Source organism: Gemmobacter fulvus (assembly GCF_018798885.1).
Lineage (GTDB): Bacteria > Pseudomonadota > Alphaproteobacteria > Rhodobacterales > Rhodobacteraceae > Gemmobacter > Gemmobacter fulvus.
In genome coordinates, this window is record NZ_CP076361.1 from 977,531 (window position 1) to 991,718 (window position 14,188).

Genomic DNA, 14,188 nt, shown 5'->3' on the forward strand with positions numbered 1-14,188 from the left:
CCGCTCCTTCAAATCACCGCTGTAGCGATGCGCAGACTGCCCGGTCAGCGCACCTTCAGCGTCGCCAGACCAATCAGCGCAAGGATCAGCGAGATGATCCAGAACCGGATCACGATCTGCGGTTCGGCCCAGCCCTTCTTCTCGAAATGGTGATGGATCGGTGCCATCAGGAACACCCGCCGCCCGGTGCGCTTGAAATAGAGCACCTGAATGATCACTGACAGCGCCTCGACCACGAACAGCCCGCCGACGATGGCCAGCACGATTTCATGTTTGGTGCAGACCGCAATCGCCCCCAGCGCGCCCCCCAGCGCCAGACTGCCGGTATCGCCCATGAAAACGGCGGCCGGCGGGGCGTTGTACCACAGGAAGCCCAGCCCCCCGCCGAACAGCGCCGAGGCGAAGATCAGCAACTCCCCCGTGCCCGGCACGAAATGCACGCCCAGATATTCGGTGAAGTTGAAGTTGCCCACCACATAGGCAATCGTGCCCAGCGTGCCTGCCGCGATCATCACCGGCATGATTGCCAGCCCGTCCAGACCGTCGGTCAGGTTCACCGCATTGGCGGCCCCCACGATCACGATCATGCCAAAGGGCACGAACAGGATGCCCAGATTGATCAGCGCATCCTTGAACAGCGGCAAGGCCAGCTGATTGGTCAGCGGTTCGGGATGAAAGCGCGCCGCCGCATAGGCCGCCAGCGCCGCAATGATCAGGCCCAGCCCCATGCGCACCCGGCCCGAAACACCCTTGGTGTTCTGCTTGGTGACCTTGGCATAATCATCGGCAAAGCCGATCAGGCCAAAACCCACCGTCACCAAGAGCACGATCCAGACATAGGGGTTGTCCAGCCGCGCCCAGAGCAGGGTCGAGACCAGCAGCGCCGACAGGATCAACAGCCCGCCCATCGTGGGCGTGCCCGCCTTGGCAAAATGCGTGGCCGGGCCATCATCGCGGATCGGCTGGCCCTTGCCCTGCTTGCGGCGCAGCAGGTTGATCAGGGGCCGCCCGAACAGGAAGCCGAAGATCAGCGCCGTGGCAAAGGCCGCGCCCGCGCGGAAGGTGATATAGCGGAACAGGTTGAACACATCCCCGCCATCGGAGAATTCTGTGAGCAGATACAGCATTACTCTGTCCCTTTGGTTTTCTGCGCGCCGGGTTGCCCCAATTTGCGCAGGGCGTCAACGATCAGGCTGACCTTGATGCCTTTCGATCCCTTCACGAGCGCGACATCGCCCGCATCCACCAGCAGATGCGCGCGATGCACCAGTTCGGCGGCCGTTTCCACCCATTCGCCGCGCTGCCGTTCGGGCAGCGCCATGTGCAGCGCCCGCATCCGCGGGCCGACGCAATGGACCAGCGCAATCTGCGCCATGGCCGGGTGGCGGGCAATCTCGGCGTGCAGGGCCAGTTCGGTGTCGCCCAGTTCCAGCATATCGCCCAGAATGGCGATGCGGCGGCCCTTTTCGATGCGCCCTACCCCGTCGCGCGGCGGCATGATCGCCAGCACGTCAAGGCTTGCGGCCATCGAGGCCGGGTTGGCGTTGAACGCGTCGTCGATCAGCTCGAACCCGATGTCCTCTACCGCGTCCAGATGGATGCGCTCGCGCATCCCGCGCCCGGCAGGCGGCTGCCAGCGGCCCAGATCATGCGCGGCAATGGTCGGATCCAGCCCCAGCGCATCGCCCACCGCCAGCACAGCCAGCGCATTGACGGCAAAATGACGGCCCGGTGATTGCACCCGGAACAGGCGGCGGTTGCCCGCGTGAACCGCCTGCGCCACCGTGGCATCGGGGGTCAGCTGCGCCTGTATCAACCGGTAATCGGCCCCGGCGCTGTCGCCAAAGGTCAGAACCCGGGCGCCGACCGCCTGTGCCTTCGCCAGCAGCAGCGGCGTCACGGCCAGATCGGCGGGCAGGATCGCGGTGCCACCGGGGCGCAGCCCGTCGCAGATCGCGGCCTTTTCGGCGGCAATCTCGGTCACATCGGCAAAGGCAAACAGATGCGCCGCCGCCACCGTGGTGATCAGCGCCACATCCAGATCGGCCATGCGCGCCAGCGGCGCAATCTCGCCGGGGTGGTTCATGCCGATCTCGATCACCGCGAAATCGGTCGCCACAGGCATCCGTGCCAGTGTCAGCGGCACACCCCAGTGGTTGTTGTAGCTTGCCTCTGCCGCATGGACACGACCCTGCCCCCCCAGCAGGCTGCGCAGCATTTCCTTGGTCGAGGTCTTGCCGACCGAGCCGGTGACGCCGATCACCTTGGCCTGCGTCCGGGCACGCGCGGCCCGCCCCAGCGCCTCCAGCCCCTGCAATACTTCCGGCACGATCAGCAGCGGCGCATCGGCGGCCACGCCGTCGGGCACATGCGACACCAGTGCCGCCGCAGCCCCCTTGGCCAAGGCCGCCGCCACAAACTCATGCCCGTCGCGCACATCCTTCAGCGCCACGAACAGATCGCCGGGTTGCAGGGTGCGGGTGTCGATCGACACGCCGCTGGCCTGCCATGTCACCGCGCTGTGCCCGCCCGTGGCGGCGCAGGCGTCCTCAGAGGTCCAGAGCGGCGCCATCAGATCACCCCATCCAGTGCGGCCACGGCAATCGAGGCCTGTTCCACATCATCGAAAGGGAAGATGTCACCCTTGATCACCTGCCCGCTTTCATGGCCCTTGCCTGCGACCAGCAGCGCATCGCCCGGCTGCAAGGCATCGACGCCGCGCAGGATCGCCTCGGCGCGGTCGCCCACCTCATTGGCTTCGGGGCAGGCGGCCATCACCTCGGCGCGGATCGCGGCGGGGTCTTCGGATCGCGGGTTGTCATCGGTGACGAACAGCACATCGGCATGGGCCTGCGCCGCCGCCCCCATCAGCGGGCGTTTGGTCCGGTCACGGTCGCCGCCCGCGCCAAAGACCACGATCAGCCGCCCCATCACATGCGGGCGCAGCGCCTTCAGCGCCGTGGCAATGGCATCCGGCGTATGCGCGTAATCGACAAAGACCGACGCCCCGTTGGTGCGCGTCGCGGCCAGTTGCATCCGCCCGCGCACACCGCTGAGCTGCGGCAAGGCGCGGAACACATCCGCTGCCGCTTCGCCCGCCCCGATCACGAGGCCCGCCGCCAGTGCGACGTTTTCGGCCTGAAAGCCGCCGATCAGATTGAGCCGCACCTGATGCGGCGCCCCCTGCCACAGATAACGCACATCCTGCCCGCTGGCATCGAACCGCTGTGCTGCGATGCACAGATCATTGCCCGCATCATGGCCGACCGTGATCACCCGCTGCCCCTTGGCCCGCGCAAGCGCCGCCATATCCGCGCCTTTGGCGTCGTTCATGTTGATCACCGCCGCCGCATCGGGCGGCAGAACACGGTCGAACAGGCCGGCCTTGGCGGTGAAATAGGCCTCGAACGTGCCGTGATAATCCAGATGGTCCTGGGTGAAATTGGTAAAGCCCCCGGCCCGCAGCCGCACCCCATCCATGCGGTGCTGATCGAGCCCGTGGCTGGAGGCCTCCATCGCGGCATGGGTCACACCTGCGCCAGCGGCCTGAGCCAGCATCGCATGCAGGGTGATCGGATCCGGTGTGGTATGCGCCGAGGGCGCGGCCCAGGCCCCTTCGACCCCGGTGGTGCCGATATTGATCGCAGCATGGCCAAGCGCCATCCAGATCTGCCGGGTAAAGGTGGCAACGCTGGTCTTGCCATTGGTGCCGGTGACGGCAACCATGCAGTCGGGCTGTGCCCCGAACCACAGCGCTGCCGCACAGGCCAGCGCCTCGCGCGGGTCCGAGGCCACAACGAGCGCCGCACCGCTGGCGGCCAGTTCGGCTGCCGCAATCCGCGCGCCTTCGGCATCGGTCAGGATCGCCCCCGCGCCCATGCGCAGCGCATATTGGATGAACTCGCCGCCATGCACCTTGCTGCCCGGCAGCGCCGCAAACAGGAAGCCGGGCTTGACGGCCCGGCTGTCCACGGCAAGCCCGGTGATGCTGGCCTCGCGCCCGCTTTTGGCGGTCAGTCCCAGCTCTGCCAGCGTTGCGTTACGTTCTGCCATTGCGCGCCTCTCGCCTCAGTTATGAACGACGGCTGTTAGCGCATCCGGCATGGGAAGTTCAATCTCGGGTCGCAGACCCAGCAACGGCGCGGCGCGGCGCACCACCTCGGCGGCAATCGGCACGGCGGTATAGCCCGCCGTCCGGCGCGGCTCGGGGCCAGAGGTATCCACCGGCTCGTCCAGCGTGACGATGATCACATAGCGTGGGTCATTGGCCGGGAAGGTGCCCGCAAAGGTGTTGATCACCTTGTCCTTGTAATAACCGCCTGTTCTCTTGGGCTTGTCGGCGGTGCCGGTCTTGCCGCCAATGGCATAGCCCGGCACATTGGCATAAGAGGCGGTGCCGCGTGTCACCACCTGCCGCAGCATCGACACGGCCGCATCCGACACGGGTTCCGACAGCACCCGCACACCTTCCGGCGCGGTCGAACGGCGCAGCAGGGTGGGTTTCACCGCGATGCCGCCATTTGCAATCGCGGCATAGGCCGAGGCGAGGTGCATCGGGCTGGCGCTCATGCCGTGGCCATAGCTGGCGGTGATGGTCACGATATCGGGCCATTTCGCGGGAATCAGCGGTTTCGCCCCGGGCGCCTCAATCAGCTCCAGCGGGGTCGCGTCAAAAAAGCCCAGCGTCTTGAAGAAGGCCTGCTGCCGCAGCCCGCCGATCAACAGCGCGATATGCGCTGTGCCGACGTTCGACGATTTCACGATGACATCGGTGACCGACAACAGCGGGCCGTAATTCTTGCCCTGAAATTCCTTGATGCGGTGCTTGCCCCAGACCATCGGCGCATTGGCATCGACCATGGATTCCGGGTTCACCAGCCCCAGTTCCATCGCCTGTGCCGCTGCAAAGATCTTGAAGGTGGAGCCAAGCTCATACACGCCCTGCACCGCGCGGTTGAACAGCGGGCTGTCGCCCGGATCGCCCTTGACCAGCGGGTTGGGCCGGTCATTGGGATCAAAATCCGGCAAGGAGACAAGGCTGATGATCTCGCCGGTGCGCACATCCAGCAGGATCGCGGCAGCGCCTTTGGCGTTCATCATCTTCATGCCGGCGTCCAGCACTTCGGTCACGGTCGCCTGCACCGTCATGTCAATGGACAGGGCCACCGGCTCGGCCACCTGCGCCGGATCGCGCAGCCGCGCATCCAGCGCCTTTTCGATGCCCGCCGTGCCGATCACCTCGGCGCTGTGCACACCTTCCGCCCCGAAGGAGGCGCCGCCCAGAATATGCGCGGCCAGCCGCCCGTTCGGGTAAAGGCGCATCTCGCGCGGACCGAACAACAGGCCGGGGTCGCCGATCTCGTGCACTTTCTGCATCTGTTCGGGCGAGAGTTTCTTCTTGATCCACAGGAAGCTGCGGCCATCGGTCAGGCGGCGCTTGAGGTCTTCTTCCTTCAGATCGGGGAAGATGACCGCCAGTTCCTTGGCCACACGGGCCGGATCAACCATGTCTTTCGGCTGCGCATAAAGCGCATGGGTCACCAGATTGGTGGCCATAACCCGGCCATTGCGGTCGGTGATATCGGCGCGCTGCGCCAGAATGGCAGCACCCGGCGCGGCAGAGCGCGGCTCCATCGGTTCGGCGGCGGCCAGCAGACCCATGCGCGCGCCGATCACGGTAAAGGCCATGAAAAACGCCAGCCCCATGAACAAAAGCCGCCCCTCGGCACGGTGGCGGGCCTTGTCGCGCATCGCTTCGTGACGGAGGCGGATATTCTCGCGCTCGATCGTGTCGGGGTTTTCCCCGGCCGCGCGGGCTTGCAGGATGCGGGCCAGCGGGCGAAGGGGGGTGCGGGTCATGGGAGGTTCGGTCACGGGAAAGGCTCCTGATCGCCGATCACATCGACAGGTTGCGAAATCTCAGGCAGCTTGGGCGCGGGATAGGACACCTGGCTGGCCTGCCCGAACTGTTCGGGCTCCAGCGGCAGCAGGCCGAGGCGGTCAAAGTTGATGGTCGACAATTCGCGCAGCCGGTCCGGGCGGTTGAGATAGGCCCATTCCGCACGCTGGATCGACAGGGCCTCGCGCAGATCCGCGATTTCGGAGTTCAGCCGCGATACGTCTTTCAGGGCCTGCTGCGTGGCGTAATTTTCGGAATAGGCCCAGAACCCTAGGCCGATCACGGCAAGAAACGTCAGCAGATAGGCAAGTGCGCGCATCAACGGCGTCCTTTCTGGCGGATCATCGGCACATCCAGCGCCGCAAGATCAAGCGGCTGGGCCGGGGCGGTGGTGCGGATGCCGATCCGCAGCTTGGCAGAGCGGGCACGCGGGTTCTGCGCCAGTTCCTCGTCATCGGGCGCGATGGCGCGGCGCGTGGTCAGAGTGAAGCTCGGGGTCGTGTCAGCCTTGGCCGGGGCATAGCGGTTGGCGTTTGAATCATGGCCCGAACGCAATTGAAAGAACCGCTTGGCGATGCGGTCCTCAAGGCTGTGGAACGTCACCACAGCCAGCTTGCCACCGGGGCGCAAGGCACGCTCTGCCGCAGCAAGCCCTTCGGCCAGTTCGGAAAATTCGGTGTTTACCGCGATGCGGATCGCCTGAAAGCTGCGCGTCGCCGGGTGGCTCTGGCCGGGTTTCGGGCGCGGCAGACAGCCCGCCACGATCTCGGCCAGCCGCAAGGTACCGGTGATCGGCTCTTGCTCGCGCGCTTTCACGATGGCGCGGGCAATCCGGCGCGAGGCGCGTTCTTCGCCGTAAACATAGAGAATATCCGCCAGCGCGCCTTCTTCGGCGGTGTTCACCAGATCGGCGGCGCTTTCGCCCTCCTGGCTCATCCGCATGTCCAGCGGACCATCACGCAGGAACGAAAAGCCGCGCTCTGCCAGATCAAGCTGCATCGACGACACGCCCAGATCCAGCACCACGCCGTCCAGCCCTTCGGCATAGGTATCCAGCAGCGAAAACGTGCCCGCGACAAGGCGCAGGCGGTCGCCATATGCACCTGCCCAGGGCTGCGCCATCTGCAAGGCCAGCGGATCGCGGTCCACGCCGATCACCTGCGCGGCCCCGGCGGCCAGCAGGCCCTTGGTATAGCCCCCTGCCCCGAAGGTGCCATCCAGCCAAACGCCCTCGATGGGCGCACAGGCAGCAAGGATCGGGCGCAGCAGCACCGGGATGTGCGGTTGGCGATCAGGGTCGGGATCGCGATGCGCCACGGCCTATTCCTCCGGGTCGTGCGGCAGAAGCGACAGAAGATCCGCCCCCAGCGGCAGGATTTCAAGATCAGCTTCCAGCTGGGTGGCGATTTCCGCCTCATATGCGTCACGCTGCCAGATCTGGAAGGTTTCCAGCGCCCCGGCAAAGGTGGCCTCGGCCCCGTCTTTCAGAACATCGGCGGACAGGTCGATCTTTTCGCGCACCTTGGGCGGCAGCACGATGCGGCCATCCTCGTCCACCTCGACGATCTGCGACAGGGTGATGAAGTTGCGCTCCAGCGCGCGGCGTTGCGGCGAACCGGCAGCAACGCGGCGGATCCGCGCTTCCAGCCGTTTCATCTCGGCGATGGTGTAACATTCCACATATTGCCGACCGGGGCCGCCACCATAGACCATCACGAATTTCGGGCGGTTGCCGTCGCCGAAAGAGGGGTCGCCCGCTTCGAGGACGCGCCGGAACGGTGCAGGGATCGAGACCCGCGCCTTTCCGTCAACCTTCTGGTTGAACTCGCCTCTGAATGCTTCTGACACGACCTGCTGTCCCTAACGGTCTTTTTTGTGTTGCCGCAGATTCGTCGCTGCGGCATGATTCGCTTTTCGTGTGGCCCAGAAACGAAAGCGGCGGATCGAGCGGCTGCCACTGCTCGATCCGCCGACTGTCCCATCGCTGGGTCGTACCGGTTGCGCGAACCACCTGGGGGAGATGTCTGCTCGCCCGCGCGCCGGTCGTATTGGGATGAGGGAGGGGCCTGTATGAAACCTGCTTATCGCCTGTGGGGTCTTTAGCGCCCCTTTGTGTTCATTCCCGCCGTCATCCGGTAAGCAAAGGGATGCCATGGGAAATCATGGGAAGCAATGGAAATCTTCGGGCAGAGCCGGGCAGATTTTGCGCAGCAGGGCCTTCAAACACAGCATCTAGTGGCTGTTTTTGGCGCGGCGCTGCTAACTCTGGCGAAACACGACTTCGTGAGACACAAGATATAGCTGGGCCAGAAAATCCCACCTGCCCCGGAATTTTTCGGCTGCGGCTACATGAAGTTTTTATGCCAAGCCCCGGAATGTGCTGAAAAAGCAGAAAACCCGGGGTTTCCCCCAGGTTTTCCCAGATTTGTCACGGTCGGGTGATTCGGCGTGTGCGTCTGTCCCGTTAGATTCCATGCGATCCCGGACCGGTGTGCCGCTGTGCCCCGTGGCGTCCCATGCGATCCCGTTCGGGGATCAGGCGACGCCTCCGTCAATCAGACGGCGGGCGAGACGGCCATAGGCCTCTGCAATCGGGCCGTCTCCGGCGGCAATCGGGGTTCCGGCATCGCCCGCCAACCGCACCGAAAGATCGAGCGGCAATTCCCCCAAAAACGGCAAGCCCAGCCGCTTGGCATCCGCCGCCACCCCGCCATGCCCGAAGATATGCGCCTCATGCCCGCAGTTGGGGCATATATAAGAGGACATGTTTTCGATCAGGCCCAGCACCGGCGTCTTGAGCTTCACGAACATATCAAGCGCCTTGCGCGCATCCAGCAGCGCCACATCCTGCGGCGTGCTGACCACAATCGCGCCGCTGACGGCAAAGCGCTGGCTCAGCGTCAGCTGAATATCCCCGGTGCCCGGCGGCAGGTCGATCAGCAGCACATCCAACTCGCCCCAGGCCGTCTGCTCGATGAGCTGTTGCAGCGCGCCCATCAGCATCGGGCCGCGCCAGACCACCGCCTCGTCCTCTTTCAGCATGAAACCGATCGACATGACCGTGACCCCATGCGCCTGCAACGGGATCATGGTTTTGCCATCCGGCGAGGCGGGGCGCTTGTTCACCCCCATCATGCGCGGCTGGCTGGGGCCATAGATATCGGCATCCAGCAGGCCGACCCGTCGGCCCTGCCGGGCCAAGGCCACCGCAAGGTTGGACGAGACGGTCGATTTGCCCACCCCGCCCTTGCCCGAGCCGATGGCGACAATGTGGTTGATGCCGGAGACGCGTTTCGGCCCGCCCTGATGCGGTGTGGCATGGCCGCCGATCTTCAGGCTTGGCGCAGCGGGTTTTGCGGCGGGGCCATGCGCCGTCATCACCACCTGCACCTTGTCGACCCCCGGCAGCGCCCGCAGCGCCGCCTCGGCCGCCGTCTGCACCGGACCAAAGGCACGGGCATCCTCGGGCGTCGGTGCCTCGATCACAAAGCTGATCAGACCGCCTTCAACCCGCAGCGCCCGAATCAAATCGCGCGAGACAAGATCCCCGCCGCCCGGCACCGCAATATGGGCCAAAGCGCCCAGAACCTGTTCTCGTGACAGAGCCATGCAAAATCCTCCGCATTTTGGCGTGCAGCCTTGTTCAGCTTGCATGGAAGAGCAAGGTCTGCTTTACCAACTGCTCAAAATTCATGCGAAGCGCCTGTTTACGTTAGGGAAAACCTCATCCTCAGCCATGCGGCACCCGCATAGCTGCAATGCAGCAGAGCGGGATTGTGCAAGTGCAGCAATTGGCCCATGTTATCCCTAACAGCACGGCAGAGACCGAAAGGGATCACGAAAGACCGCGCTTTACGAGATAACCTGAGGCTGATGAAATGGCATATGTAAATTCCACCCGCGTTGCTCAAATGAGCTTTGCAGACCGTCTGTCGGCTGCATTCGACGGTGTGAAGCAGGCAATCGCCCGCCGCGCCATCTACAAACAGACCGTGCGGGAGCTGAACGCGCTTTCGGCCCGTGAGCTGGCCGATCTTGGCATCCATCGCTCCATGATCACCCGTCTGGCCCGCGAAGCGGCCTACGGCAAATAAGTTTCTTTGCGAGGCTCCACCTCCTCCCGGGGCCTGTAGCAAAAGCGGCGGCACTTCTCCTCCTCCCTGGTGCCGTCGCCCTTTATACCGGAAGCCCTTGCTTCCTTTCGCATTGCTCGGCCCCTCCTCCTCCCTGGGCCTGATGCAAAAGCGGCGGTCCCCTCCTCCTCCCTGGGATCGTCGCACCCTTTCCGGGCCATCTGGCCCAAACGAGATCCTCGGCCCCTCCTCCTCCCTGGGCCAAGGGTTCCGCGGCGGCCCCCTCCTCCTCCCTGGGGTCGCCGCATCCATTCCGGGCCATCTGGCCCAAACGAGATCCTTGGCCCCTCCTCCTCCCTGGGCCTTGGGACAGGCGGTAGCCCCCTCCTCCTCCCTGGGGCGTGCCGCAACCATAGCAACCGCCCCTCCTCCTCCCTGGGCGGTTGTTCACAGAGCGGCGGCACCCCTCCTCCTCCCTGGGTGTCGCCGTTTTTGTTTGAAATCCTCCCCTTGCATCCCCCGATCCCGGCGCGCATCGTCCGCAGCACTCGCAGCTTGCCGGAATGATCATGCGCGCCTCCCTGTTTTCTGCCGCCCTTGTTGCCGCCCTTGTCGGCTATGGCTCCACCATTGCCCTGGTGCTGGCCGCCGCTGCCGCCGTCGGGGCCAGCCCGGCGCAGACCGGATCCTGGGTGCTGGCCATCTGCCTGGGCAAGGCGGCGGGGTCGGCGCTGCTGTCCGTCTCGTCGCGGGTGCCGGTGGTGCTGGCCTGGTCCACCCCCGGGGCCGCACTGATTGCCGCCACCGAAGGCGTGACGATGCCGCAAGCCGTGGGGGCCTTTGTGCTGACCGGCCTGCTGATTGCGCTCACCGGCACGCTGAAACCGTTGGGGCGGCTGGTGGCGCGCATCCCGGACAGCATCGCCGCCGGAATGTTGGCCGGGGTGCTGCTGCCGTTCTGCCTGAAGCTGCCTGCTGCGACGCAAGGGATTCCGGCGCTGATTCTGCCGGTGATCGGGCTCTTTGCGCTGGTGCGGCTGCGCAATCCGGCGCTGGCCGTTCTGGCCGCACTTGCGCTGGGGCTGGCCGCGGCCTTTGCCAGCGGGCTTGCCACGCTGCCGCCGCTGCGCCTGCCACTGCCGCGGCTGACGTTCATCTGGCCCGAATTCGATCCGATGGTGCTGATCGGGTTGGCGCTGCCGCTGTATCTTGTGACGATGGCCTCACAGAACCTGCCCGGTTTCGCCACCCTGCGCGCGGCGGGATACGAGCCGCCGGTGCGCGCGGGCCTGACGGTGACGGGCGGGATTTCGGCGCTGATCGGGCTGTTCGGGGCACATACGATTTCAATGGCCGCCATCACAGCCGCCATTTGCCTCGGCGATGACGTGCATCCCGACCGCAACCGCCGCTGGCAGGTGGGTCTGGTCTATGCCGCGATCTGGGTGGGGCTGGGCTTGCTGGGGCCGCTGATCCTGTCGCTGCTCGCGGCGCTGCCGCCCGAGTTGATCACCGCAATTGTGGCGCTGGCGCTGCTTGGCCCGTTCATGGGGGCGGCAACGGCGGCGTTTCAAGCCCCTGAAACCCGCTTCGCAGCCGCGATCACGCTGGTCGTCACCGCCTCGGGCGCGCCTGCGCTTGGCATTGGCGCGGCCTTCTGGGGCTTGCTGGCCGGGCTGGCCTTTCACGCGGCAGAGCAGTTGCGCCGCCCCACCGCGTGAGGCCGCCGTCAGAACGGCACGTCATCCGCCTCATGCGCGGGCACCACAAAGCGCGCGATGATCTTTTTGACCCCGGCCTTGTCAAAGGCGATGTCGAGCTTGTCGCCCTCGATCGCGGCAACAGTGCCATAGCCGAATTTGGTGTGAAACACCCGGTCGCCTTCGGTAAAGCTCGACACCGCATCAAGGTCAATCACCTGCTGCTTTGACTCGCGCGGTTGCGAGATCGGTCGTGTGGCGCTGCGATCCTGCAAGCGCCGCCAGCCCGGCGAGTTATAGACATCGGCCTTGGTCGCCCGCTCTTCGATGCGCGAGCCGCCGCCCATGCCCGCCGCACCATAGCCGCCGCCGTAAAGACCGGGCGGCGTCAGCACATCCACATGCGGCACCGGCAATTCATCAATGAAGCGCGACGGAAGCTGGCTTTGCCACTGGCCATAGACCCGTCGATTCGCGGCAAAGGAAATCGTGCACAGCCGTTCGGCCCGCGTAATGCCGACATAGGCCAGCCGCCGCTCTTCCTCCAGGCCCTTCTGGCCGGATTCGTTCATGCTGCGCTGCGACGGGAAAAGCCCGTCCTCCCAGCCGGGCAGAAACACCACCGGAAATTCCAACCCCTTGGCGCCATGCAGCGTCATGATCGTGACCTTCTCTGCCGCCTCCTCGGTGTCATTTTCCATGATCAGCGAGACGTGTTCGAGGAAGCCTTGCAGGCTGTCGAACTGTTCCAGCGCCTTGACCAGTTCCTTGAGGTTCTCCAGCCGCCCCGCCGCCTCGGGCGTCTTGTCGTTCTGCCACATCGAGGTATAGCCGGATTCCTCCAGAATCACCTCGGCCAGCCGCACATGGCCCATGTCGCTTTGCGGCACGGCATCGGGCACCATCGGTTCGATCACGGCATCGGCCACTTCGGGACGCGCATTCAGAATCGCGGCATGCCAGCGGTCCACGCCGTCGACAAAGGCGCGCAACTGCCCTGCCCCCTTGCCGCCGATGCCACCGCGCGCCAGCAATTCCCGCGCGCCTTCCAAAAGGCTCATGCCCGAGGCGCGCGCGGTTTTCTGGATCTCTTGCTGCGCCTTGTCACCCAATCCGCGCTTGGGGGTATTGACCACCCGTTCGAACGCCAGATCGTCATCGGGCGAGACGGCAAGCCGGAAATAGGCCATCGCATCGCGGATCTCTAGCCGCTCGTAAAAGCGCGGGCCGCCGATGACCCGATAAGGCAGGCCGATGGTCAGAAAGCGGTCCTCAAAGGCGCGCATCTGATGGCTGGCGCGCACCAGAATCGCCATGTGATCAAGGCTCTGCGCCTCCATGCTGCGGCTGCCGCGTTGCAGCGCCTCGACCTCGTCACCGATCCAGCGCGCCTCTTCCTCGCCATCCCAATGGCCGATCAGGCGCACCTTCTCGCCGCCCTTGGCCTCGGTCCACAGCGTCTTGCCCAGGCGATCCGAATTGCCCGAAATCACACCTGAGGCGGCGGCAAGGATATGTTCGGTCGAGCGGTAATTCTGTTCCAGCCGGACCACCTCGGCCCCTGGAAAATCCTTTTCAAACCGCAGGATATTGCCCACCTCGGCCCCGCGCCAGCCATAGATCGACTGGTCATCATCGCCCACGCAACAGATGTTGCGATGCGCCTGCGCCAGAAGCCGCAGCCACAGATATTGCGCGACGTTGGTATCCTGATATTCGTCGACGAGGATGTATTTCAGCCAGCGCTGATACTGCGCCAGAATATCCGGGTGCGCCTGAAACAGCGTCACCACATGCAGCAGCAGATCCCCGAAATCGCAGGCGTTCAGCGCGCGCAGCCGATCCTGATACTGCTGATAAAGCTCGGTGCCGCGATTGTTATAGGCCGAGGCTTCGGACGAGGGCACCTTGGCCGGCGTCCAAGCCCGGTTCTTCCAGGAATCGATCAGCCCCGCCAGCATCCGCGCAGGCCAGCGCTTTTCGTCGATATTCGCGGCCACGATCAACTGCTTCATCAGGCGCAGTTGGTCGTCGGTGTCCAGAATGGTGAAATTCGACTTCAGCCCGGCGAGTTCGGCATGGCGACGCAGGATCTTGACGCTGATCGAATGGAAGGTGCCCATCCAGGGCATCCCCTCCACCGATTGGCCCAACATGCGCGCCACCCGCTCTTTCATCTCGCGCGCGGCCTTGTTGGTGAAGGTCACCGCCAGAATCTCGTTCGGGCGGGCCTTGCCGGTGGCCAGAAGATGCACGATGCGGCTGGTCAGCGCCTTGGTTTTGCCTGTGCCTGCCCCGGCCAGCATCAGCACCGGCCCGTCCAGCGCCAGCACCGCCGCGCGCTGCGCGGGGTTCAGATCATCCAGATAGGGCTGTGGCCGCGCGGCCATGGCACGTTGGCTCAGCGGGATCGCGGCCTCGAAAGCGTCGGTTTCATCAAATCCGTTCATTCTCCCAACATAGCGCCTCTGCCGCGCGAGGAAAAGCAGTGTTCTTTGATTGTTCCAGTGCTATTT

The 14,188-nt window shown here is 64.9% G+C and carries 11 protein-coding genes; 2 read left to right on the forward strand and 9 right to left on the reverse strand.

Going from position 1 to position 14,188, the window contains the following annotated elements; translation table 11 throughout:
* Positions 1 to 44: 44 nt before the first annotated feature.
* From mraY to KM031_RS04850, 8 genes are all read right to left on the reverse strand, one after another.
* Positions 45 to 1,127 carry a phospho-N-acetylmuramoyl-pentapeptide-transferase gene (gene mraY, locus KM031_RS04815; RefSeq protein WP_215503413.1) on the reverse strand — a complete coding sequence of 361 codons (1,083 nt, stop codon included), beginning with the start codon at positions 1,125 to 1,127 and terminating at the stop codon, positions 45 to 47.
* Positions 1,127 to 2,572 carry a UDP-N-acetylmuramoyl-tripeptide--D-alanyl-D-alanine ligase gene (locus tag KM031_RS04820; RefSeq protein ID WP_215503414.1) on the reverse strand — a complete coding sequence of 482 codons (1,446 nt, stop codon included), beginning with the start codon at positions 2,570 to 2,572 and terminating at the stop codon, positions 1,127 to 1,129. Before KM031_RS04820 ends, mraY begins: the two co-directional genes overlap by 1 nt.
* Positions 2,572 to 4,053, reverse strand: a complete 1,482-nt coding sequence (locus KM031_RS04825; protein ID WP_215503415.1) for a UDP-N-acetylmuramoyl-L-alanyl-D-glutamate--2,6-diaminopimelate ligase — start codon at positions 4,051 to 4,053, stop codon at positions 2,572 to 2,574. The genes KM031_RS04820 and KM031_RS04825 overlap by 1 nt, the downstream gene beginning before the upstream one ends.
* Before the next feature lie 15 nt (positions 4,054 to 4,068).
* A complete protein-coding gene (locus KM031_RS04830) occupies positions 4,069 to 5,859 on the reverse strand; it encodes a peptidoglycan D,D-transpeptidase FtsI family protein (RefSeq protein WP_215503940.1) in 1,791 nt (596 codons plus the stop codon).
* Between the two features lie 11 nt (positions 5,860 to 5,870).
* Complete coding sequence (gene ftsL, locus KM031_RS04835; protein ID WP_215503416.1) at positions 5,871 to 6,218, reverse strand: cell division protein FtsL; 348 nt, start codon at positions 6,216 to 6,218, stop codon at positions 5,871 to 5,873.
* Entirely contained in the window at positions 6,218 to 7,216 is a 999-nt protein-coding gene (gene rsmH / locus KM031_RS04840) for a 16S rRNA (cytosine(1402)-N(4))-methyltransferase RsmH (RefSeq protein WP_215503417.1), read from the reverse strand. The genes ftsL and rsmH overlap by 1 nt, the downstream gene beginning before the upstream one ends.
* Before the next feature lie 3 nt (positions 7,217 to 7,219).
* Positions 7,220 to 7,747, reverse strand: a complete 528-nt coding sequence (mraZ, locus tag KM031_RS04845; RefSeq protein WP_215503418.1) for a division/cell wall cluster transcriptional repressor MraZ — start codon at positions 7,745 to 7,747, stop codon at positions 7,220 to 7,222.
* Positions 7,748 to 8,434: 687 nt separating this feature from the next.
* Complete coding sequence (locus tag KM031_RS04850; RefSeq protein ID WP_215503419.1) at positions 8,435 to 9,508, reverse strand: Mrp/NBP35 family ATP-binding protein; 1,074 nt, start codon at positions 9,506 to 9,508, stop codon at positions 8,435 to 8,437.
* Between the two features lie 269 nt (positions 9,509 to 9,777).
* Between KM031_RS04850 and KM031_RS04855 the strand changes: the two genes are divergently transcribed.
* Together KM031_RS04855 and KM031_RS04860 are read left to right on the forward strand one after the other, a co-directional pair.
* A complete protein-coding gene (locus tag KM031_RS04855) occupies positions 9,778 to 9,993 on the forward strand; it encodes a DUF1127 domain-containing protein (RefSeq protein ID WP_215503420.1) in 216 nt (71 codons plus the stop codon).
* Positions 9,994 to 10,541: 548 nt separating this feature from the next.
* A complete protein-coding gene (locus KM031_RS04860) occupies positions 10,542 to 11,693 on the forward strand; it encodes a benzoate/H(+) symporter BenE family transporter (RefSeq protein WP_215503421.1) in 1,152 nt (383 codons plus the stop codon).
* Positions 11,694 to 11,701: 8 nt separating this feature from the next.
* Here KM031_RS04860 and KM031_RS04865 read toward each other — a convergent pair whose 3' ends face one another.
* Positions 11,702 to 14,122: an ATP-dependent helicase gene (locus KM031_RS04865; RefSeq protein ID WP_215503422.1), complete on the reverse strand. Its 2,421-nt coding sequence runs from the start codon at positions 14,120 to 14,122 to the stop codon at positions 11,702 to 11,704.
* Between the last annotated feature and the right edge of the window lie 66 nt (positions 14,123 to 14,188).

Excerpts from the sequence above, each read along its gene's own strand:
- ftsL (WP_215503416.1), bottom strand. The coding sequence starts at position 6,218 with ATGCGCGCACTTGCCTATCTGCTGACGTTTCTTGCCGTGATCGGCCTA.
- KM031_RS04820 (WP_215503414.1), bottom strand. The coding sequence starts at position 2,572 with ATGGCGCCGCTCTGGACCTCTGAGGACGCCTGCGCCGCCACGGGCGGG.
- KM031_RS04855 (WP_215503420.1), top strand. The coding sequence starts at position 9,778 with ATGGCATATGTAAATTCCACCCGCGTTGCTCAAATGAGCTTTGCAGAC.
- KM031_RS04865 (WP_215503422.1), bottom strand. The coding sequence starts at position 14,122 with ATGAACGGATTTGATGAAACCGACGCTTTCGAGGCCGCGATCCCGCTG.
- KM031_RS04825 (WP_215503415.1), bottom strand. The coding sequence starts at position 4,053 with ATGGCAGAACGTAACGCAACGCTGGCAGAGCTGGGACTGACCGCCAAA.
- KM031_RS04850 (WP_215503419.1), bottom strand. The coding sequence starts at position 9,508 with ATGGCTCTGTCACGAGAACAGGTTCTGGGCGCTTTGGCCCATATTGCG.
- mraY (WP_215503413.1), bottom strand. The coding sequence starts at position 1,127 with ATGCTGTATCTGCTCACAGAATTCTCCGATGGCGGGGATGTGTTCAAC.
- KM031_RS04860 (WP_215503421.1), top strand. The coding sequence starts at position 10,542 with ATGCGCGCCTCCCTGTTTTCTGCCGCCCTTGTTGCCGCCCTTGTCGGC.
- KM031_RS04830 (WP_215503940.1), bottom strand. The coding sequence starts at position 5,859 with ATGACCCGCACCCCCCTTCGCCCGCTGGCCCGCATCCTGCAAGCCCGC.